Source organism: Cellvibrio sp. ATLC23, from assembly GCF_057196725.1.
In genome coordinates this window covers 137681-159521 of the sequence record NZ_JBXUOS010000009.1, presented here as the reverse complement: position 1 = coordinate 159521, position 21841 = coordinate 137681, and the positions used below count along the sequence as shown (strand labels likewise).

Annotated in this window: 20 protein-coding genes; 9 read left to right on the top strand and 11 right to left on the bottom strand. The window is 44.2% G+C overall.

The genetic code is table 11. The annotated features are described in order from the left end of the window. Window positions 1-224: 224 nt before the first annotated feature. From AC2CG4_RS15020 to AC2CG4_RS14980, 9 genes are all read left to right on the top strand, one after another. Window positions 225-1070 carry a 23S rRNA (adenine(2030)-N(6))-methyltransferase RlmJ gene (locus AC2CG4_RS15020; RefSeq protein ID WP_484487041.1) on the top strand — a complete coding sequence of 282 codons (846 nt, stop codon included), beginning with the start codon at window positions 225-227 and terminating at the stop codon, window positions 1068-1070. Window positions 1071-1097: 27 nt separating this feature from the next. After that, a complete protein-coding gene (locus AC2CG4_RS15015) occupies window positions 1098-1487 on the top strand; it encodes a hypothetical protein (protein WP_484487040.1) in 390 nt (129 codons plus the stop codon). Window positions 1488-1500: 13 nt separating this feature from the next. Next, entirely contained in the window at window positions 1501-1851 is a 351-nt protein-coding gene (locus AC2CG4_RS15010) for a DMT family protein (RefSeq protein ID WP_484487039.1), read from the top strand. A gap of 177 nt (window positions 1852-2028) precedes the next feature. Further along, window positions 2029-3954 carry a putative bifunctional diguanylate cyclase/phosphodiesterase gene (locus tag AC2CG4_RS15005; protein ID WP_484487038.1) on the top strand — a complete coding sequence of 642 codons (1926 nt, stop codon included), beginning with the start codon at window positions 2029-2031 and terminating at the stop codon, window positions 3952-3954. Window positions 3955-4561: 607 nt separating this feature from the next. Beyond that, window positions 4562-6265 (top strand): AIPR family protein, encoded by a 1704-nt coding sequence (locus AC2CG4_RS15000; protein ID WP_484487037.1) that lies wholly within the window; start codon window positions 4562-4564, stop codon window positions 6263-6265. Between the two features lie 197 nt (window positions 6266-6462). Further along, window positions 6463-7476 (top strand): hypothetical protein, encoded by a 1014-nt coding sequence (locus tag AC2CG4_RS14995; RefSeq protein ID WP_484487036.1) that lies wholly within the window; start codon window positions 6463-6465, stop codon window positions 7474-7476. A 288-nt stretch (window positions 7477-7764) separates the two neighbouring features. After that, entirely contained in the window at window positions 7765-8382 is a 618-nt protein-coding gene (locus AC2CG4_RS14990; RefSeq protein ID WP_484487035.1) for a LysE family translocator, read from the top strand. A gap of 14 nt (window positions 8383-8396) precedes the next feature. Next, complete coding sequence (locus AC2CG4_RS14985; RefSeq protein ID WP_484487034.1) at window positions 8397-8849, top strand: hypothetical protein; 453 nt, start codon at window positions 8397-8399, stop codon at window positions 8847-8849. Window positions 8850-8881: 32 nt separating this feature from the next. Next, entirely contained in the window at window positions 8882-9319 is a 438-nt protein-coding gene (locus AC2CG4_RS14980; RefSeq protein WP_484487033.1) for an MAPEG family protein, read from the top strand. Window positions 9320-9368: 49 nt separating this feature from the next. Here AC2CG4_RS14980 and AC2CG4_RS14975 read toward each other — a convergent pair whose 3' ends face one another. The 11 genes from AC2CG4_RS14975 to AC2CG4_RS14925 all read right to left on the bottom strand — a co-directional run bounded on the left by AC2CG4_RS14975 (window position 9369) and on the right by AC2CG4_RS14925 (window position 21816). Then, window positions 9369-9701 (bottom strand): hypothetical protein, encoded by a 333-nt coding sequence (locus AC2CG4_RS14975; protein ID WP_484487032.1) that lies wholly within the window; start codon window positions 9699-9701, stop codon window positions 9369-9371. Further along, the gene (locus AC2CG4_RS14970) at window positions 9691-10215 is read right to left on the bottom strand and encodes a hypothetical protein (RefSeq protein WP_484487031.1); all 525 of its coding nucleotides are present in this window, start codon (window positions 10213-10215) and stop codon (window positions 9691-9693) included. Before AC2CG4_RS14970 ends, AC2CG4_RS14975 begins: the two co-directional genes overlap by 11 nt. A gap of 302 nt (window positions 10216-10517) precedes the next feature. Next, window positions 10518-10979, bottom strand: a complete 462-nt coding sequence (locus tag AC2CG4_RS14965; RefSeq protein ID WP_484487030.1) for a GNAT family N-acetyltransferase — start codon at window positions 10977-10979, stop codon at window positions 10518-10520. Window positions 10980-10981: 2 nt separating this feature from the next. Continuing rightward, window positions 10982-11380, bottom strand: a complete 399-nt coding sequence (locus AC2CG4_RS14960; protein ID WP_484487029.1) for a hypothetical protein — start codon at window positions 11378-11380, stop codon at window positions 10982-10984. Window positions 11381-11412: 32 nt separating this feature from the next. Further along, the gene (locus tag AC2CG4_RS14955; protein WP_484487028.1) at window positions 11413-12792 is read right to left on the bottom strand and encodes an MATE family efflux transporter; all 1380 of its coding nucleotides are present in this window, start codon (window positions 12790-12792) and stop codon (window positions 11413-11415) included. A 108-nt stretch (window positions 12793-12900) separates the two neighbouring features. Next, window positions 12901-13590, bottom strand: coding sequence for an SDR family NAD(P)-dependent oxidoreductase (locus tag AC2CG4_RS14950; protein ID WP_484487027.1), 690 nt, complete (start codon window positions 13588-13590; stop codon window positions 12901-12903). A 63-nt stretch (window positions 13591-13653) separates the two neighbouring features. Further along, a complete protein-coding gene (pbpC, locus tag AC2CG4_RS14945; RefSeq protein WP_484487026.1) occupies window positions 13654-15981 on the bottom strand; it encodes a penicillin-binding protein 1C in 2328 nt (775 codons plus the stop codon). A gap of 87 nt (window positions 15982-16068) precedes the next feature. Further along, complete coding sequence (locus AC2CG4_RS14940; RefSeq protein ID WP_484487025.1) at window positions 16069-16989, bottom strand: mechanosensitive ion channel family protein; 921 nt, start codon at window positions 16987-16989, stop codon at window positions 16069-16071. A 27-nt stretch (window positions 16990-17016) separates the two neighbouring features. Beyond that, window positions 17017-17838 carry an ion transporter gene (locus tag AC2CG4_RS14935; protein ID WP_484487024.1) on the bottom strand — a complete coding sequence of 274 codons (822 nt, stop codon included), beginning with the start codon at window positions 17836-17838 and terminating at the stop codon, window positions 17017-17019. 64 nt (window positions 17839-17902) lie between these two features. Beyond that, a complete protein-coding gene (locus tag AC2CG4_RS14930) occupies window positions 17903-18691 on the bottom strand; it encodes a mechanosensitive ion channel family protein (RefSeq protein ID WP_484487023.1) in 789 nt (262 codons plus the stop codon). Beyond that, window positions 18688-21816 (bottom strand): hypothetical protein, encoded by a 3129-nt coding sequence (locus AC2CG4_RS14925; RefSeq protein ID WP_484487022.1) that lies wholly within the window; start codon window positions 21814-21816, stop codon window positions 18688-18690. Before AC2CG4_RS14925 ends, AC2CG4_RS14930 begins: the two co-directional genes overlap by 4 nt. Window positions 21817-21841 lie beyond the last annotated feature (25 nt).

Sequence of the window (21841 nt, the reverse complement as noted above, 5' to 3'; positions counted from 1 at the left end):
ATCCACGAACAAAGGGGGAAACAGAAGTCAACAATTCCAGAATCTTCTTGGTGAGGTGGGTATAAGGCGCTACTGTAACCGCTAAACACCACGGCTAAAAGGCTAATTTTGTGACAATCTATTTCAGGTAATTGTTCCTGCAGATCGTTATAATTCGGCTTCTTGTGCTGCCCAGTCGAGTTCTGTGCCGCAGCACACATTCTGCATCTTGTTGGAATTTCTTTATGCTCAGCTATCGCCACGGCTTTCACGCCGGTAATTTTGCCGATGTACTCAAACATACCGTCTTGATTCACATGCTGGAGTACATGACACAAAAGGACAAACCGCTGCGTATTATTGATACCCACGCCGGTGCCGGTGTGTATAAATTAAACGGCCCACAAGCACAAAAAAATCGCGAATTTGATAATGGCATTGGGCAATTGTGGGCGAGCGAGCAACAGCCCGCAGCTATTGCTCGGTTAGTCGAATTAGTGCGTACCGTCAATGATGGCAAACAATTGCAACTCTACCCAGGTTCACCACTGATCGCACAGACACTTATGCGCAGTATTGATCGCCTGTATCTGCACGAATTACACCCGGCAGATTATCAATTTTTGCGCGATTGCATGCGCGACGATAAACGCATTAAAGTCGCCGATGAAGATGGCTTTGCCGGTTTGCAGGCGCTCTTGCCGCCGCCAGATCGTCGCGCGCTGGTGCTGATTGACCCCTCTTACGAAGTTAAAAGTGATTATCAACATCTGATCAAACAACTCATTCAAGCACACAAACGGTTTGCCACTGGCACCTACGCTATTTGGTACCCCGTAGTATTGCGTCAGCGCATTGATGAAATGGAATTAGCCTTAAAAAAATCCGGCATTAAAAATATTCAGTTGATGGAATTTGGCTTGCAGGCCGACAACCCCGAATACGGCATGACCTCTAGCGGTATGATTGTGATTAATCCACCCTGGACACTCTGGCGCGCGATGGAAGAAACGCTGCCCTGGTTAGTGAGTAACCTTACTGAAAACAACAGCGGTTTTTATCGCCTGGAACAACTGGTTCCAGAAAAATAATTTATCCAAAAAAATTGGACTCCATTTATGGCAAACGCAACACCATCCGATAGTTTCAGTTTGGCAAAACGTGCCGCTCTTTTCTCGGCTACCATCTTCCCCGGTGCCGGGCTATTTTTTTTACGCCACTATGTGCGCGGCTGTATTTTCGCCCTACCCGCACTCTTGGTGGTTATTATGCTGTTCATTAATTTATTCAGCGTCGCATTCCAATTAAATGCGGAGCTGAGCGCGGAAGCGGCAAAAGGTAATTTTGCGCTTGATATCGGTCATATGTGGAATACCCTGCACGGTGCCATCTTTGCCTCGCCTTATTGGGAGCAAGGTAAGTGGATATTATTAGCCAGCTGGTTGCTGAGCATTATCAGCTCCTATTTTGCGGGCAAAAAAATCGAACTCGCAGCGCAAAAAAATTAACCGGAGCGGTGTTATGCAAGCCTCACTAATCGCAATTGGGTTATTGTTTTGCAGCAATATTTTTATGACCTTTGCCTGGTATGCGCATTTAAAGGAATTAAATCACAAGCCGTGGATTATCGCCGCACTAGTGAGCTGGGGCATTGCGCTATTTGAATATCTCTTGCAAGTACCGGCCAATCGTATTGGCTATACCGTAATGAATGTCGGCCAATTAAAAATTTTGCAAGAGGTGATTACCCTGAGTGTATTTGTCCCTTTTGCGGTGCTCTATTTAAAAGAGCCGCTAAAGCTCGATTATCTCTGGGCGGGCTTATGCCTTTTAGGTGCAGTCTTTTTTATTTTTAGAGAAAGAATTACCTAATCTCCCAAATAATGCCGCTATTTCCCCGCCTCGCTAGCAGTTCACGTCAGATCGTCTACCATCAGTATTGACCTCGGGGTTTTGCCTGGGACAGATCACAGGAGTAAGGCTGATCACCCAGATCACGGCGACACTTTTACCCCGTCGGTTAGACCGCCCATTCAATCAAGGTGTCACGTGACTAACGCTAATAACAACACTATTCCAACTGTGCAAACTGCGCTTAGCCAGCAAATCCAGCAGGATTTTAGCCGGCAGAAAGTCAAACGCCTGATTCAATTATTGCGCATCACCCAAATGGCGCTCTTACTGGTGAGCATTATCACCATTAGCACCGAGCGCTACGGCGATTCGATTACCATGCTCGCCACCGGGATTTTTTTATTCAGTGTGGACTGGGCAGTTTATAAAAAACACCCGGTAGTCGCGGCCACCATTTTTTTAGTTTCCCTTACCCTGATGCTCTCTTATCTGATTTGGGTCGGCAGTGGTATTCGCGACAGCGGGCTGCTGGGCTATTGCAGCGTATTAGTATTTGCCGCCATGCTTGGCAATAAACGGCTGCTCGTTGTGTTACTGGCCATGATGGTACTGGTGCTCGGCGCTAGCGCTTATGTCAACGAATACGGTATTTATTTCAATATTATCGAGCCAATTAATCTAGCCACTGGTGCTATCGCAATAGTCATTTTAATTGTGATAGGCGCCGCGGTCTGGATGCTTGCGCACGACTACCGCAATACACTCGACGAACTCGCGCGGGAAAATGAGCGGGTTAAAACCGCGAAAACTCATATTGAACATATGGCGATGCACGACCCACTCACCGGTCTGCCCAATCGCATAATGGCGCAACGCAATTTCGATGAGATCTATCAAGATGTACGCTCCAACAAACAATTGTTGGGTATTATTTTTATCGACCTCGACAATCTAAAACCCATCAATGATTCACTCGGCCATCAAGCGGGCGATCAAATTCTCAAAGAAGTTGCGCTGCGATTATTAGGTTACACCAAACAAGTGGACAGAGTTTGTCGCTACGGCGGCGATGAATTTATTGTATTTATGCCGCACATCCAATCGGCAGAAGAGGTATCGCAAGCCAGTTTGGAAATATTGAAATTGGTGTCAGAAAATTATCTCTATCGCAATATCGAAATTTTTTGTACCTGTTCAATTGGTATCGCGCTCGCACCGCAAGATGGTGACGACCTGGACACTCTGATTAAAAAAGCCGATATCGCCATGTATCACTCCAAAGATTCAGGGCGCAATAGTTTTCGCTTTTTTAATCCCACCATCAGCTGCAGCATGTTGGATCACATCAGTTTAATTTCCGGTATGCGCAAAGCCTTAACCGACAATCAATTTAGCCTGCACTACCAACCTAAAATTGATTTGCAAACCAATGATCTCTGCGGCTTTGAGGCGTTGCTGCGCTGGCATCACCCGGAGCAGGGCTTTATCTCTCCCGCTACGTTTATCCCACTCGCAGAATCTTCCGGTTTAATTATTCAATTGGGCGAGTGGGTAATTTGCGAAGCCTGTAAACATGCCAAAGCGTGGTACGACGCAGGCCTACTCGAATTTGCCGTCGCGGTAAACATTTCCTCCATTCAATTTAAGCGCGGCAATATAGATACCATTGTGTTAGGTGCCCTATCCGCCAGCGGCTTGCCACCACAATATTTAGAATTAGAGTTAACCGAATCGCTCTTGATTGAAGACAGCGAACGGCTGGTCACCACACTGTCAAATTTACGTGCAGAAGGTGTGCATTTATCAATTGATGATTTTGGTACAGGTTATTCCAATCTGGGTTATTTGAAAAAATTTGAAGTAGAAGCACTTAAAATCGATCAATCTTTTGTGCGCAAAATGGATGACCAAACCGGCGACGCCGCCATCGTCCGCGCCATTATTCAAATGTCCGCCAGCCTCGGTTTAAAAACCATCGCCGAAGGTGTAGAAGACGCCAGCACCGCCGCCCTCCTCCGCAGCCTCGGCTGCAACCAAGCCCAAGGTTACTACTGGGCCCGCCCCATGCCCGCCGATGAAGTCGCCGGTTTTATTGATTTTTGGCGCAAGGATCAAAACTAAAGTCGCACTAAAAAATACTCTGCTTTCTCATGCCCGCGACAGCGGACATTCATAACCCTCAGCACCATATTGGCAAAATCACTTAACAAGCACATACTTTGTGGCCAATACTCATCGCGTAAATAATGACTACCGAATTTAAAAACCGAATTAGAGTTGCTCGCCCTACGCAACACAAAATTCAATCCCACCGATTTTGAACAGCGCTATTTGGCGATTATGGCCAACGCAAATAAAAAGTGGATTGAGATTAAAGAGGGCTGATCGTTGTAATACAGCTGATATTTCAGCCTGTTATATTGTGTAATTGCGTTGGGTTTTGTTTTCGGGTTAATTATCGCTGGTATTGAATTCAACAGTTTTCTTATCGCTCCAAGAGCGATAAGGGGATTCCCAAGCCAGAACAACAGAATGGTAGCGCTTCGCGAAGCAAGCCGCCGAAGGTCGCAAAGGTGCCAAAAGCGGAAGTTGGGATACGACAACTTAGTTGCGAAAAAGTTTGAGATAAGATTTTTAATTGGTAAATTAAATATTTTTACGCTGTAAATTTTCCGAAAATCACATTAATACAAACAAGATTAACCAAAAAATAGATTGAGAGAAATTAATGAAAGATCAAATATTGAAGGGCTACCTAGATGATTTCACAAAGGAATTTTCTTATCAGGATTTATCAGCCGATGATAGTTTTGAGCGATTCGTAAACTACTGCATTGTTTCGAAGCAGTACCCTAGAGATTTCGAAGTTGAAGATATTTCAGTTGGCGGAGGGGATGATAGTGGTTTTGACGGGGCAGCAATAATTGTCAATGGAAATATAGTGCAAGATAAACAAGAAATAGATTATCTAGTCGAGAAGAATGGATATCTAGACGTTAAGTTTGTTTTTGTGCAGTCGAAAAATTCCGCAAAATTTAAAGGCGATCAGGTCGGAACGGTCATCTTTGGGCTTAAAAGCTTTTTTGATTCAAACCCTGCGATTCCCGAGAATGAAAACATACAAAACCTAAGGCTAATAAAAGAAAAAATATACGAAAATTCTATTAACTTAGAGGACCCACCTATTCTTGAAATATATTTTGTTACAACAGGTCAATGGAAGGAGCCAGAAGCAATTACTGGAAGAGTCAAGAGGGAGCTAAAAGAGTTTTATGAATCTAGATTATTTTCTGATATCGGATTTAATTTTGTAGATGCGGAAAAACTAAAAGACAATTATAGAGAAATCAGAAGAAAGACAATCAAGGAAATTAGCTTTAATAACCATGTTGCTCTTCCAGATATACAAAAAGTTAGGCAGTCATTTGTTGGGAGCGTTTCTGCTAAGGAGTACATAAAGCTAATAACGGATTCTGATGGAGGACTTCAAAAAAATCTATTTGAAGATAATGTTCGTGATTTTCAAGGAAAAAATAAAGTAAACAAAGATATCGATAAGACATTGAAAAGCTCTGAGCTTCAGGCAGCCCTTGCTATTTTGAATAACGGAATCACGGTTATTGCCAAAAAAGTAGAGCCAATTGGAAGTAAAATGAAGCTGACAGATTTTCAAATAGTAAACGGCTGTCAAACATCGCATATGCTGTATGAGAACAGATCAATTCTTTCAGATGAAACACATATTGTTTTAAAAGTTATTGAAACTACAGATCAAGAACTTTCTTCTAAAGTTATTCAGGCGACGAACAAGCAAACAATAATAACTGACGAGGCGTTTGAGTCTCTGTCTGCGTTTCATAAAGATTTAGAAGAGTATTATAAGGCTAAAGCGAGCAATATGCGCGCGCCAATTTATTATGAACGAAGATCTAAACAATATGAAGGTGTATCGTCTGTTCCCGCAGGACAAGTAATGACTTTAACCGCTCAAATAAAATCATATGTTGCATCCGTTCTTGCACAACCTCATAGCACGCATCGATATTATGGGGAACTTTTAGACGCCAATAGAAATAAAATGTTTAGGGATTCTGATTCAAAAGATCCATATTACGTTGCTTGCCTAGCGTACAACCGAATTGAAAAAGAGTTCAGAGGCGGACATTTAAATTCCAGTTACAAGCCATTTAAATTTCAAATGATGTACATAGCCCATTGTTATCACGATTACCTAAGAAAGAATAAGAAGGGATATGGGTACGATTCGATGATTGATTTCTATTGTGACGACACTCAGTATCGAAAACTATTTTCTAGTGCGTGCGAAACAATAAGTACTGCTCTAAACAAAAGCCATATTAGCAGGCGCGATGCTATTAGAAATAAAGAATTTACTGAATCGCTGAGAGAATTAATACAGGGCAGCATATAGCCAATGACTGCTCTCAAATAACAAAGTGCTGGCTCCTAGATTGCTCCATAAATAGTCTGTTCTGAACGTCCGGTCATGGCTGTATTACGCTGTAATTGGCATATATGTTTTCAATGTGAACAGCTTTCCAGCACCAAAATTTATTTTTAGTTTTTATCGTAGATGGTAGATTTTTTTGAGGTCTTCGGTGTGAAATTATGATTTCAGCAGAAAAGAGTAAAATATTGAATGAGTTTTTATCGAATTGGCCTATAGAAAGAATTAGAGTCATGACCTATGAAGAATATAGTGGTTTGGAGGATGCAAACACATTTTGCTATTCAGTAGAACATGGAACCCTTAAGCTTGGAACTATTCGAGGATATCCAAGTTCTAAATTTGGTTTTTTCCGCTGGGGAAGGAGCTTTAATCAACAATCAGAAAGGTCGATTCATGATTCCAAATATGCTTGGGATAAAAAGCTAGGATCTTCCAGGAAAGCGGCCTTTTTCAATTTAATTGAAAAAGTATGTGAGATTATTGATGCTGCAAAGACTTGCGATTTAGAAGCAATAGAGAGTATCACATTGAATTCTTGGTATAAGTGGAAGCTGGCCTCACTATATTCTGAGGGCCGAATTCCACCAATTTTTAAAATGGATGTAATCAAAAATATAGCAAATGAATATGGGATAAAAATAAACAAAAATGATAGAGTTCCTGTGCTTAACTTCATCATGAATGGGATTCCTGAAAGTGAATGTCGATTTGAATTTGTATTCAATTTATTTAAAGCATTTGATTATGACAGTTTCATGAGTGGCAGTGACGATCGATATAAAAATGAAGACACTAAATTAATATTTCGTAAAAAAGCTTCATATACTTCCGAAATGAGACACAACATAATTCAAAACAATCTTTTTAGATGGCTAAAATATGAATATCCAAATGACAATATAAAGATAGAAAATAACTACATCGATATTTTTCGAGAAAATAGTGAATCAATTTATTTTTACGAAGTGAAATCTAGTTACAGCCCTACATATTGTGTCAGAGAAGCTCTAGGTCAAGCTCTACACTATGCACATAAATTTAATTCATTAAAGAAGAAAAATATTGTCGTAGTTGGCGAAAGGGAGCCATCAAATTATGATAACTCTTACTTTAAATTTATTAAGGAAAATATCAAAATAAAATTTGAATACTTAAATATAAGTATAGATTAGTTTGAAATATTTCAGCTGGAATTTTACTTTTAGATTTTTTAAAAAATCACTTGATAAAGCCCATTTATATAATGATGTCAATGTCCGCTTTTTGGCCTTTTGCGAAGTTCGGCGGCCTGCTCCGCGAGGCACGCCCTACTTTTTTGGCGGAACTGCAACCTCCGGCGACTGGCTTCGCGAGGCCAGAGCTACAAAAATGGAAATAATTTTCGTTAAAATAGTTTCAGGGCTTATCAGAAATTTAAATAGGGCGACCAAAATATAAGCCAATCCCACACTGAGTTCACTATGAGCTTGACTGAGATAACAATTTTATTTTCCGTAATGACAGTACTAGCGCTGGTTCCCAGCGCTAGTGTTGTGTTGGTTGTTGTACGGGCATCTACTGCGGGATTTAAACACGGCGCAGCGGTTACTGCAGGAATAGTGACGGGTGACTTGGTTTTTGTTTTTCTCGCCATTTTAGGTATGACGGTATTGGCTGAAGTGGCCGGAGGTTTTTTCTTGCTGCTGCGGTATTTGGCGGCACTCTATCTGATTTGGTTTGGCCTTGGAATTTTGCGCGCAAAGCCATCAATTCCAATAAATATTTCTACACGCCCATCTGCCAACTTGGTGACCAGCTTTCTCTCTGGATTAATTCTTACTCTGGGTGATATTAAAGCCATATTTTTCTACGCCAGTTTATTTCCTGCATTCATTGATCTTACCGCGACAACGGCCTCAGATATTGCAACGATTACGCTGGTAACGATTATCGCCGTAGGCGGCATCAAATTAGCTTATGCATATTCAGCCAGCAAAGTGGTAACTTTTAGCAAAGGCTTCAAAGGCGAACAAACCATAAAAATCTTCGCTGGTAGTTTTATGATTGGTGCTGGCGCCTATCTCATTATCAAATCCTAAAAAATAATAAGTATTTGAAAACCCCGGTTTTAGTTTTACTATGCCTGAGTACTCCACAACCTTATATGAGGCTCATTATGCGTATACAAATGTCTACCCTTTCTATGATTGGTGTCCTGTTTTTTTGCAACCTCGCCAACGCCAATAAAGCTTGTTTGCTTGAAGGAAAAGGGACAATGATGGGTATAAAGCTGGATATTAAAGACTGCGTACAAAATGCAGGGCTTTCCGAGGCTAATTTTAAAGCGCAGTGCGAAGGTATGTCTCAGGCGGCGGTTGCGATGGGCGGGCCTGCGGCTAAAATCACTTACCTCGCCAGTTGCCCTGTACCATTTCAAGCTAAATGCGACAACACCAAAACCGCAAAAACGATTTTCTTCTATTACAAAAGAGCAGCCGATGAAGCCGCTAGTTTGCAGTCTGGCTGCGAACTAATGAAAGGAACCTATACCAAAGGTACTTTTTAAAAGGTACTTTTTAAAAGGTACTTTTTAATCGGATGCTAGACCAACCAGCACAACTTGCGCAGAGCCACACCATGAGTGATGTATTAATTGCACCAATGTTATTTCACATTTTGTGGGTGGCAATGCTCTACGTGCTGTTAACGGTAATGCGCGCGCCTAAAATTTGGGGCATTGGTGCCAAGGCTGATGGCACCAATCCCTTTGCTAAAATTGAACCTAGAGCAAGCGCAAATTTGAGCAATCAATTTGAATGGCCGGTTTTGTTTTATGCAATCTGCACCCTACTAATTGCCCGCCCAGACTTCTATCAACCCATTTATTTATGGTTTGCGTGGCTGTTTATAGTTGGCCGAATTATTCACAGCATTGTGCAAATTTTTACCACAAACATTCGCCTGCGCGGCCTTATTTTTACAATAAATTTTGTTGCTGTGATGTGTATGTGGGTAGTGCTGGGGTTTAGCGCTTAGGTTATTTGAAATAAGCGGCTCGCAATACGGAACCGCTTCATTCTATTTATCAAATAGTCGTCGCTATAATTGTAGATTTCCAGATGGCCTTGCTTTGCACCAAACATCCGTAGCCTTTTAATTCGCTTTTGGATAGTTTTTTCTTGGTGCTCTTTAATAGTCGGCGCAACCATCCACGCGACAGATTAGCTGCCCCACCCAACAGGCCTTTTATTAGCTCCTTCATATTTGCATTGCACTTAAAGTTTTCTTCGGCCATCTGCTCAACTGCAACAATTGTTTGGTCATTAAAATACAGAGTGTAGGATTTGATGGACGCATCCTCTCCCACAATCGCTGCTATTATTTGATACAGGTATTCCTTTTCTTCACTACTTAACATAAAACGCTCCATTTAAAAGCTTTACAAAATCTTCTTTAGCTAGACTTTCCGTAAACACCATCAGAATATGGTCAGGGAATGAATTTTTTACCACAAACCCCAAACAACGCTCATTTTTGCATGTGCTATAGCGTGTAACGCCATTGTTATTCTCAGCACTAACACCGGTTAGATCATAGGAATGCTCAAATGCCATTCTGGTGTTTGAAAACTTTTCCATTATTTCTGCACTTGAGCCTGTGTATTGTTTAAGCCCAAAAACAATTTCGGGATAGGAGCGCATATCAAAATCCTCTGGTAAGTTGTCAGCTTCCCTGTAGGCGACGACCCCGGAGATTGTTTTTCCTTCATGGGTTTTGATACTGAGTGCGTCCGCAGTAAACACCGTTGCACCCGACATTAAATTTATGGGCAGTGATGCTTTAAATGTACCGCTATAAGAAAACTCTACAGGCTTATTAGTCGCGCAAGATGCGACCAAGATTGCCAGCAAAAAAAGCATGCAATATTTCATCGATATTTCCCTAATATAGGTTTTTGGAATGCGCCCATTATTAATCCATGATTAATAGCTTTTTAGTAGACATAGAGGATTTTTAGGTGAGAGGTAATGCAGAAAAAAGCATATTCAGATCCTTGATTTATTAACTATTAATCAGCTGATCGCATGTTGTTCTGAATACACGGTGCAGATCAACCACCCAGAATAAAATTTGCTGCTGACGTCACAAGATAAGCAAGAGTATTTTTTGTTTTAAAGAATGGCGCGCCACTTCTCCGATGAAGTGGAGGCGCCAGTAGGATGGGAATAGATTGTTATTCCAGAAGTGCTTTGGTCATAAACGCGCTGTAAGGATCCTCTTTGTAATCGCCGAATGGCCCGCAGTATTCAAAACCGAAACGTTCGTAGAGTTTTCTGGCGGGGAGAAAAAATTCCTGCGGTCCAGTTTCCAAACTCAAGCGATGATATTTTCGCTCTACAGCTACAGCCAAAATATGCTCCATCAATTTTACTGCCACACCTTTGCCGCGATACGCGTTAGCAGTGCGCATGGATTTAATTTCAGCGTGCCCCACTTCAAATTCTTTGATTGCACCGCAGCCTGCCAGCTGTGTGCCGTCCCATACTGACCAGAAGGTGATATTGGGCTGGCGCAGCTTGTTCAAGTCGAGCGCGTGTACACTTTCCGGTGGCGATACGGCGTACATATCCTCCAGATGTTCCATTAATATTTGCGCAACTTCTGGGCCGCTCAGGTCATCAATTTTAATTAACACATTTATCTCCTTGTGGTTTCAGTTAACAATTCAAGCCCATGCGCATACTGATCTTCTTGCCACTCGTGGCGATTACAGATGCTGCTAAATTTATATATCGACAATGTTTGGTTTAATGCCTCTACCCAGCCTATTGCGTTGGCAGAAGTCGCAGCGATGGGCATGCTGCTTTCAACCAGTTGCTGCGCTGCTGGCGAAAGCACCGTGTTAGCGCCATCGGCCACAATAAATTTAATATAGAGAAATTTATTATAGGCATTTTTAAATTCTTGATGTGTTGGAACCGGCAGGGATACATCGGGCAAGCAGGACACTATTGCCGCATAGTCAAGCTTGTGCTGTTTTCCGGCGCGATAGATAGCCAATAGAATCCAGGCATCGAGCAGATTAAGTCTGTGCATATTGATCCCCAGCAAACCAAGCGCCTTGGTAATTATGACCGCGTTAAATTATTCATCCATTTGCGGCTAGCAATACGTTTAATCACCGGAATAAACTTCAACCCATCTTCTAAAAACATCAGCGCATAAATATAAACAAACGATATTTTAGTGAGGAAGACCACGGCGATATAAATGGGCAAGCCAAATACCCACATAACGATGGTGTCGGTTATCAAGGTGAACCGATTATCGCCACCGGCGCGCAGCACGCCGATAATACGCATCATATTAATAATTTTTACCCACACCAACAAACAAAACACGCCGAGGGTGTTAAATAATAATTCGGTAGATGTTGCATCCAGTTGATCAAAAATATTTAACATTAGCGGGCGCGCAAACCAAAGTGCGGTGCAAAAAATAATAAGCAAGGCAAAGGTGATGCGATCAAAAAATTTATGCAGTTGCCATGCGGTGTCATTATTCCCCGCGCCCAGTTCACGGCCGATTAATACTGCAGAGGCATTGGCAAGGCCGACAAACAAAGCAAAAAATGCACTTTCAATCGGTACGATAACACCCATCACTGCGAGCGCTTCGGTGCCTGCAAAACCAGTGACCAAATGATAGGTAGAATTGCCCACTGCCCAAATCGCATAGTTAGCCACCAACGGCAATGAGAAGGCGAGGTAGCGATGGATTTGTGTTTTATCCAAGCCCATGCGCAATTGCGCAAGGTTTAACGCAAAGCCGTGTTTTTTGGCATAGACCCAGCCCACTACAATCAACAACTGCAAAGCGCGAGAACCCAATGTTGCCCAAGCGGCACCGGCAACACCCAGCGCAGGAAAACCCCAGTTGCCACCGATCAGTGCATAGTTACCCAAAATATTGAGCGCCGCTGCAAATACTCCGGCGACTAGCGGCATAGTAGTGCTGCCCAGTGCGCGCAGCGATGCCTCGTAAATTACAATCCATTGGGTAAACAATAACGCTGGCGCGGTGATGATGAGATATTGCGCGGCGAGCGCTACAACAGTTTCATCGGGATTAATCCAACCCACCCAGGTAGTAGAGGCAAAACCAAACACCAGCGCAAACGGAATCATCACCAGTGTGCCTACTAACAGCGTCACCGCCAGCGTGCGCTGACAACTGGTAAAATCTTTTGCACCAATATATTGCGCGACCAAAATGCTGCAGCCCGTCGCCAGGCCACTCATCAACACCAATAATAGAAAATGAATTTTTGCGGCCAAGCCCACGGCGGCTATCGCAGTGGAACCCAAATCGCCGACCATAATTACATCGGCCATACCCAATAGCGACTGCAGCAACATTTGCGCAGCTACAGGCAGGGATAACAAAATCACCGCACGCCAAAATGCGCGCTTATCGTTAAGGGAAATTAATGCGGGGGATGCGACCAAGAGAGACACCTGACAGTGAGAGCACAAATAATACGCTCGCAGTATAAAGCTTCTTGGTGCAGACGATTGTTAAAAAGTGGTAAGGCGGCTGCGCATATCAGGGAGAGATTATGTTTTTAACGCAGACATACCGCCATCAATATGCAAAATTTGCCCGGTGATCCAGCCGGCTTGTGGCGATATTAAAAATGCCGCCATTGCGGCAATATCTTCTGGGCTGCCCAGTTTTTGCAGCGGATGGCGTTTAGCGGCCGCATCAATTTTATCCGCACTATTTAACAACTTTTCGGCTAGCGAGGTATTGGTTAACGAAGGCGCTATACCATTTACGCGAATATTGGGTGCCCACTCCGCCGCTACACTTTTGACCAAGCCTTCAATCGCGGCTTTGCTACTCGCAATACTCGCGTGAAACGGCATACCAAAGCTAGCGGCTACACTGCTAAATAACACCACACTGGCCTGCTCTGATTTTTTTAACAAGGGCGCTACTGCTTGCATGGTGCGCACAGCGCCCAGTACATTGGTTTGAAAATCCTGTAGAAAATCTTCCTGTGTTAAACGCGCAAAGGGTTTGAGATTAATACTACCGGGGCAATACACAAGGCCATCTAAAACAGCAGGTAGACCGGCGAGATCAGGTGCGGACTCGGCGGGATTATTAACAAAGACTTGTGCACCGGCCAGGTCTATCAAATTGCGCACCCAGATAATTACCTCATGACCTTGCTCAACAAGCTGGGTAGCGAGTGCTGCGCCTATACCGCGTGTACCGCCAACAATTAAATAGTGCCCCATAAGTTTTCTCGCATCAGTTGTGTGCCTATGAGACTGATACGAATGCCGGGCATTTTTGGATCTTTACTCTTTGCCGATCACCCGAAAGCGACGCTCCAGTCGGTAACCTTGTTTATCGACAATTGATAATTTATGCACACCGGGTTCAAGCGCAACTTCGCGCTCGTGAAAAACCTTGGTTATGCCGATAAATTCATCGTCGAGATGCCAATACAATTGCGCGGCAGGATTGCGGTGCACTGCTTTTAAAATTGCGCGACTGCGCTTGCCATCCAAATCCATGGGGATATAAATGCGACTTTCTTCATTGGGATAAATCAATTCAATCGGCTGATCTTCATCAACCTGCAACAGACCGGCAACACAATCGCTGCGCCAGGGCGGCAGGGTTTTATAATCGCTATGATGTTGACGCCAATAAAATTCCTGTACCGGTGGTAATACAAACCAATCCTGCGCACTCATCTTGTTAATACTTTCACAGCGCGCATGCACACGAAATTGTTGCGCTTGATCTAAATGGATTCGGCGATGATTGGGTGTGACCTTATCAAAATGGCTGGTAATGGGAATTTCTTTATCGATGGCCGCACATTGATTTCCTGCGAGATAACCATCGTCAGCGCAAACAGAAATTGTTTTTAACGCCTGCACGGGTTTATTAAACCAATTCACACTGGGCAGCGCATCAAACAGATCAAATAAAACCGGCGCGGCGCTGCTTTGCCCGCTAATAAAACTCCCCGGTTCACCGCCCGCATTGCCCACCCAAACGCCGAGCGTATAACGCCCGTTGCTGCCAATCGCCCAGGCATCGCGCAAGCCATAACTGGTACCGGTTTTCCACGCAATGGTTTGGCTGCCAGAAAAATCGCGCCAGTAATTATCATTACCGGGGCGCGCCACATCAATCAATGCTTGCAAGGTTAACCAAGCGGCGCCCTGTTTAATGATCGGTTTGGCAAACTGTTTTTTTTCATTCAGTAAAATGTGGGGCATAAGTTGTTGTTTATCGCCGTCACGTGCGCTGGCCGCAAGCCGCGCATAAATGCTGGTTAATTCCCACAGCGTGCCTTCTGCACCACCCAAGATTAAAGTGAGGCCATAATCATCTGCCGGGCGAAATAAAGTGCTCATGCCCATGGCTTGTAATTTTTGTTGAAATTTTCCAATGCCATAATCGCGCAACATACGCACAGCGGGAATATTAAGCGAGTGCGCCAACGCAAATTGCGCCGGTACTGCACCGCGAAAACTGCGGTCGTAATTTTTTGGGCTATAGCCGCCAAATTGTGTGGGAATATCGGCAATCAAACTGGTCGGAGCCAATTCACCGTCCTGCAGCATTAAGCCGTACAGCAGCGGCTTTAAAATGCTGCCAGTAGAACGCGGGCGCTGCACTATATCTACATTGGGCGCATAGCGCTGTTGTTGCCGCCAGGCTTCATTGCCTATATAGGCAGCCGTCTCCATTTTTTCATGATCAATTAATACCAATGCAATATTATTTACCCCTTCATTGGCAAGGCGCGCACTGTGGCGCGACACAATTTGCTGCGCACTGCGCTGGGCAAACAGGTCAATACTGCTGTGCAATACAAATTGCGAAGGATATTGTTGTTTTAAGGTCGCCAATAAATGCGGCGCTAATTGCGGTAAGGCGTGCGGTTTTTCCGGCAGAGGCTCTAACAGAGCCAACTGCAAATCCAGATCAGAAAAATAATTGCGCTGATGCAAACGATGCAATAGCCGATCGCGCTTTTGTTTTAATTTGTCGCGCTGGCGCCCCGGGTGAATCATTGCCGGGCTATTGGGCAACACCGCTAAAAGCGCCGATTCCGCCCAGGATAGATTTTCTGGCGGCCTGCCAAAATAGCGCCAAGCCGCCGCGCGCAAACCGACAATATTGCCGCCAAAAGGTGCATGGCTCGCGTAGTGAATTAAGAGTTGATCTTTGGTAAAACGCCACTCCAGTTGCAGCGCACGCAGTGCCTCTGCCGTTTTACTCCACAGGTTGCGCGCGGGTTTATTTTTATCTTGCTGGCGATAGTTTTCCTGGCGCAATAAGCGCGCCAGCTGCATGGTGATTGTGCTGCCGCCACTGGTGACGGTTCCCGCCGAAAAATTTCCACGCAGAGCGCGCGCAATCGCCAACGGATTAATGCCCGGGTGGCGATAAAAATATTGATCCTCAAATAACAACAGTGCTTTATGGTATTTATCGGGCAGGGATTCTACCGGTGCAAAGCGCCACTGCTGATCTGCAGCAATAGTCGCGCCCAATAAGCTGCCATCGCGCGCGAGTAATAACGTGGCGTAAGATTGTTGTTGTAACGCGGGAGGAAGCGGCGCAAATGACAACGCAGAAAATATTATGACAGCGATTACCACTAGACCGCGCCAGTAGCGCGGTATAAAGCGCCTTTTTACTGCGCGGCGCTTTTTTTCATTTGCTCGCATTGTCATTATTATTGTTAATTAATTCTTCGGTGGCGAGCCTATGATAAAAGGGGAAGATTTAATGTGTAGGTCCTGCTGCGGAAACGGAATCTCAATTTTATACTTGCGAAATGCATCATCCAGTGCCCACAAATATTCAGATGTCATGGAGCTCGGGCGCTTCACTACATCGGCACTTACCCAAACCGCCAATACAAAATTCAAGCTGCTATCGCCAAAACCTGTCATCCATACCGAAGGCAAACGGTTGGTGGCCTCGTCATTTAAGGTCCAACCCACTGAATGCGCTGCCTCCAAGGCGGCAGTGCGCACCAGATTTTTATCGCTGCCATAGGCAACCCCAAACGGAATGCGAAAACGGCGCACTGCATCGGTAAGCGTCCAGTTAGTTACTCGGCCACTGACAAATTCCGAGTTGGGCACCAGAATATCTACATTGTCTGACGTGCGAATCAAAGTGCTGCGGATATTAATTTCTATTACTTCACCAAACACGCCCGATTCAAGTTCAATTAAATCACCAATTTTTAATGATTTCTCAAACAAAATCATAATGCCGGAGATAAAATTGCTCACTACATTTTGCAAGCCGAACCCTATACCAACCGACAGCGCACCGGCGATCAAGGTCAGCTTACTGAAATTTAGACCCAGCGCCGACCCAGTGAGAATAATTGCCAAGCCGATCATTACATAGTGAATAATACGGGTTAGGGTGTAGACTTGCGCGGGTGTAGTGCGATGGGATGCCGAGAAAACCCGTTGCAATACTCTCTGCAATATTTTACTGCCAAACAACACAGCAAAGAATAAAAAAACAGCAAATAAAAACCCGCTCACTTTTAGGTTGTAGTCATCCATTTCAATCAGACTAATATCCATAATTTGCTGCATTATTTTTAAACTGCTCGCCAGCGTATCCATAAAGAAATTATCCACGAATAATTTATCTCAATTTAGAAAGCATTAATTTTCTGCAGGATTGTTCAACTCACTGCCGCAGCGCGAACAATAATCGGCTGCTTGCTCGTGGCCTTTTTTTCCGCAATTAGGGCACTTAATTAATAACTCATCGCGGCGCATTTCACGTGCCAATTCCGCTGTCAAAATACCGGTAGGCACCGCAATAATCGAATAACCGGTCAACATCGCGAGCGATGCCACCACCTGCCCGAGCGGTGTTTGCGGCGTGATGTCGCCATAACCTACTGTGGTAATAGTGACTATAGTCCAATAGATGCTGCGCGGAATACTGGTAAAACCATTAGCAGGGCCTTCAACAACATACATGACCGAGCCGAAAATTGTGGCAAATACAATTACCACAAAGAAAAATACTGATATTTTTCTGCGCGATTGGAACAGTGCGCGAATGAGAACATTCGCCTCATCCAAATAGTTAATCAGCTTAAGCACGCGAAAAATACGCAGAACCCGCAGCAAGCGAATAATTAATAGATACGTGATATCGGCAAAAAACAGCCCCAAATAAGAAGGCAATATCGACAATAAGTCCACAATGCCATATACGCTTTTGATGTACTGCCATCGATTCTGCGAACAGTATATACGCGTGGCATATTCCAGCGTAAACAACACAGTAAAGGTCCACTCAGCAATTTTCAGGTACAAACTAAAGCGCTGATTAACCACTTCAATCGAGTCGAGCATCAACGCCGCCACGCTCAACAAAATGGTATAAATCAATACCACGTCAAATAATTTTCCTGCCGGGGTATCTGTACCAAAAATAATGGTATAGATGCGATCGCGTAGAGACTCGGTCATAACACACTCAAATAAATCAAATTAGGATAATTGCACCAACAGAACGCTGGTGAGTCAAAACAGGCTATTGATTGGGCCAGCGAATGTTATGCTCGTTAAATGCAATATGCAGGCGCTCAATCACTTCCGATTCAAAGCGCTTTTCATAGGTCACATCTAACACATACGCTTTAAGCAAGACGCGGGTAAAAAACATATTTTCCGCCACCTGATCTTTTAGCAATACCACAATCGGCTTTTCTAAATAAATGCAGCGACTGGAAATTGCCGCCTCGCGCACCAATTTTTTGACCAGCATAAAATCGTTATCGGGCGCAATGAAGATTTCTACTTCCACTTGCATGTCGAGCGCACCAGCATTAGCCGAGGTGACCGGCATATTCATAAACTGGCTATTGGGCACAGTGACAATCGAATCGTCCAAGGTGCGGATACGGGTTGAGCGCACACCAATGGAAATAACATCGCCATAAATATCGCCAAACTTGACGCGATCACCTACACGAAACGAGCGGTCAAACATAATAATAAAACCGGAGAGCAGCGATGCAGCCACATCTTTTGCACCAATCGCAAACGCCAAACCGATGGAGCCACCAATCGCAATGGCGGCCTCTTTTGAGCGAAACAATAAAAATATAGCGAGTGCTACTGAACCGATAATCAACACAAAATTTACCACTGTGATGCTCTGTTCAATGCGCAAACGATAATCAGGAAAGGCTTTGCTCATACGGCTGCTAAAAATCTTGGCCGCTTTTGCAATAATGAGTGAGATAACAATGACTATCAGCGAGAGACTGACACGCGAGAAGTCAAAGGCTTCAAATAACTCTGAAGGATTGGGGTTCACAGTTGACCTCCATGAAACAGAAACTGTCTTTTCACCAGATAATTCTCTACCGATTTAAACCAGAAACTGTCTACGTGCCAGCTTTCACCGTCCGTATCATCTACTGCATACACCATTGAATAAGATGAAATCTCTTCAATTCTGCGCAGTGCAATAGTCTCGGTTGTGTTCATCACCTCACCCAGACCGGTGAGCGTGAGACCATTGTGTTCAATCAGCGCGGCCAACAACATGAGCGAACCATCTTGCAAACGCTCTAAAATTTTTTGTTGTGGCACAGCAAATAATTGCACTGCAATCTGATCCTTGTCCCACACTAAGGAATTCTTCCAATGGTAGAGCGCGTGTCGTGGATTGCCGCGGGTATAGCTCCACAAAATGCGAAAATACAATTGCTGCGCCTTTTGATTGCCTTCGGCTGAGTGAACATACTTTTTACTTTTGGCGGAGAATTGCAACTGGGTGAAATCAGGTTTGTGCGTATGCGCCAGCCCATGACGCTCCATTACCATATGTGCAATTTCCTCTTCGGTCATGCCCTCCATATCAATGGCATCAGTAAAACAATCAATGCCACGCACTCCCTGTTTAGCGATAGTCCAGGAATAGGAGTTACAGCTGACCAACCACAGATGACGCGCTGAGGTGTGCAAAATGATATCGATCAATAAGGTAATTGCTTCAAACCCACCAATCTTACGCAGCAGTAAATTTTCTATATTTTCTGCAACAATAATCGACGGCGGCAGCTGGTCTATTCGCTCACTCAGTTTATCGCTCTCACCGCCATCAACGAGCGGGAAACTGTTGTTCAAATAGTTTTGCAATAGCTCTATATTTGCCATCGCAGGATTGAGATGTAATTGCCTGATTTCGGCATTATCTACCTGTTCCAGAAAATGGTTGATTAAAGCCGACTTACCAATCCCGCGATCACCACTGATAATAACCCGCGCACCTATACCCGTGCTTTTCCATTCGCGATACACAGTCTGCAGTTGTTCATCCTGCTCCGGACGTTTGACATAAGCATCACCCGCGATGCGCTGACGATAATCAAACAGATCGCGATAATCCGCAGGCATTTCATTGAGTGTTTCGTGCAAGAGCAGGCGCGGTTTTTGTCGCTCCAAAATTGCGCGGCTCAGGGTCGCCTGCAAACTGCGTGTCATATCCAGCTCGGATAAGCGTGCAGATATTAAATCCCATAACACGCGATAAACACCCAAGCCACCGCTAACCAATAACACCAATGGCTCCCACCAGCGATTGTGAGATTCAACTATTAATTTTGCCCAGCGCCCCTCTTTAACTATGGGGACGCCAATAAGTCGCCACTGTTGTATATGACGAGCAATTACAATATACACCGCCACAAAACAACCAAACCTTAAAAGCGTAATCAAATAGAGTTGCAGTAGATTTACATTTAAGATTTTAAACAGCGCCAACTCCACCAATCCAGCGACCAGCCAGTAATAGAGCAGCACTTTGGGTAAAAGAGTTAACGCACCTTCAATCGCTTGAGTTTTGTCACTGTGCGCATTGGAATTGCGTAGGCTGAGCAGCGGCACAAAATAATTTAACGCGCCCGACATTAAAAAAAACAATACTAAATGATCATAGATTGGCAAGAGTTCTAGAATCGGAGAAAAGCCTAAACTGGCGATAAAATCAATCACCAACTTGCCCATCAGGATTAACACCAGAAACACGTAAAAATATCTAAATAAATCAAAGCCCAAGGTAAGCATGCGACGCGTGGTCTCGGTCTGGGCACGACTATTTAGACGTTTGCGCAGAGAGGCAAGCAAGGGCGTTTTTTTGATTAATAAAATCGTGGTTAAAAACAACAACAAGAGCAAATTAATCAGATGCGCCAGATTGCTAACTGCAAATACACCATTCGATGATTCACGCCACCAGCCATATTGCATAGACCAGAGTGCAAATGAAGTGCGCGTCGCCAAGGTTTTTATTTCCAGCCACAAGGGCTCAGTGTTGCCTAATTGATACGCACCCTCTTCAATGAATTGGCCAATAACAACGCCGCGTAATGCCAACAATTCATCGCGTTGCTGCTGATTCCAGCGCAGCACTTCATGTAATAGATTTTCGCGTTCATGTTTCAATTCTTTAGCGCGCGCAATGAGCACTAGATGTTTTTCTTGCAAAGCAAAAATTAGCGCCTGCACTTGCTCCGAGTCTTGCTCTTCAATTTGCAGAGAGGATAGAGAAATCCGTGGATTCCAATCGTTTTCATTGATCCCCTGATAGTGGGCAAAAAAATCCGCCCGACTCCAAAGGCGGTCATTGCTTGAATACAACAACTTGCGCAACAACATCCTTATTTCATTACGCTGCAGATAACGTGCGCTGGTAAACTCCTCCTGAGTATTCGCTGGGGCAGATAGACCACTCAATTTTGCGGATTCTTGCCGCCACTCATCTATATCGCGGGCAAATATTTTTTTAGCTTGCGCGAGCTGCCGAAGTTGCAAGCCTATTTCACCCATCGCATCTTCAAGGGCTAGTTGCGACTCTAACAATTGAGTTTCACGGGCTGACTGACTGCGCTCAATCGCCCCGCTGATAGCTTGTTTATTATCGTTCGATTCCCGCGTTACTTCTTCAGCTTGGGTCATCGCGGCTTCGGCTTGAACTTGGGTACGTAACGCCAAGGCTTTAGCTTGCGCCTCCATCACTAATTGCTTGCGTTGCGGCGCAGAATATTTCAGCCATTGCAGTTTTAATTGCCACAGCAAGATGGATTCTTTGAGCTCAGCGAGTCGATCAGCAGAAAGCGAATCAGCAGCCTGTTGCGACAACAATTGAGTCAGCTGTTCTTCGGCAACTCTGCGCTCTTTTTTTGTGGAAAAACTTTCAGCCAACCACGCGGAAGGTATTACCCCCTCTAAGGATTCAATACCTACTAATTTTTTTTGAAGGAATTTTTCCAACACCGCAATCTGCTGCGCCAGTGTGGTGACCTGCGCAGCAGATGATGAATGGAAATTAGATGTCGGAGGGGGGGGGGCTACTATAGTCTCTGCCGCAGCAGATATTGCAATATTGATCTGCACCAACAGAATACAAATATGTACCAATGCCGTTTTGTTTATCATTCCAATACTCTCTGTTTACAACCCG

Coding starts and splice junctions, on each gene's coding strand:
- AC2CG4_RS15020 (WP_484487041.1), top strand. CDS start 225: ATGCTCAGCTATCGCCACGGCTTTCACGCCGGTAATTTTGCCGATGTA.
- AC2CG4_RS15015 (WP_484487040.1), top strand. CDS start 1,098: ATGGCAAACGCAACACCATCCGATAGTTTCAGTTTGGCAAAACGTGCC.
- AC2CG4_RS15010 (WP_484487039.1), top strand. CDS start 1,501: ATGCAAGCCTCACTAATCGCAATTGGGTTATTGTTTTGCAGCAATATT.
- AC2CG4_RS15000 (WP_484487037.1), top strand. CDS start 4,562: ATGAAAGATCAAATATTGAAGGGCTACCTAGATGATTTCACAAAGGAA.
- AC2CG4_RS14995 (WP_484487036.1), top strand. CDS start 6,463: ATGATTTCAGCAGAAAAGAGTAAAATATTGAATGAGTTTTTATCGAAT.
- AC2CG4_RS14990 (WP_484487035.1), top strand. CDS start 7,765: ATGAGCTTGACTGAGATAACAATTTTATTTTCCGTAATGACAGTACTA.
- AC2CG4_RS14980 (WP_484487033.1), top strand. CDS start 8,882: ATGCTAGACCAACCAGCACAACTTGCGCAGAGCCACACCATGAGTGAT.
- AC2CG4_RS14975 (WP_484487032.1), bottom strand. CDS start 9,701: ATGTTAAGTAGTGAAGAAAAGGAATACCTGTATCAAATAATAGCAGCG.
- AC2CG4_RS14970 (WP_484487031.1), bottom strand. CDS start 10,215: ATGAAATATTGCATGCTTTTTTTGCTGGCAATCTTGGTCGCATCTTGC.
- AC2CG4_RS14960 (WP_484487029.1), bottom strand. CDS start 11,380: ATGCACAGACTTAATCTGCTCGATGCCTGGATTCTATTGGCTATCTAT.
- AC2CG4_RS14950 (WP_484487027.1), bottom strand. CDS start 13,590: ATGGGGCACTATTTAATTGTTGGCGGTACACGCGGTATAGGCGCAGCA.
- AC2CG4_RS14935 (WP_484487024.1), bottom strand. CDS start 17,838: ATGACCGAGTCTCTACGCGATCGCATCTATACCATTATTTTTGGTACA.
- AC2CG4_RS14925 (WP_484487022.1), bottom strand. CDS start 21,816: ATGATAAACAAAACGGCATTGGTACATATTTGTATTCTGTTGGTGCAG.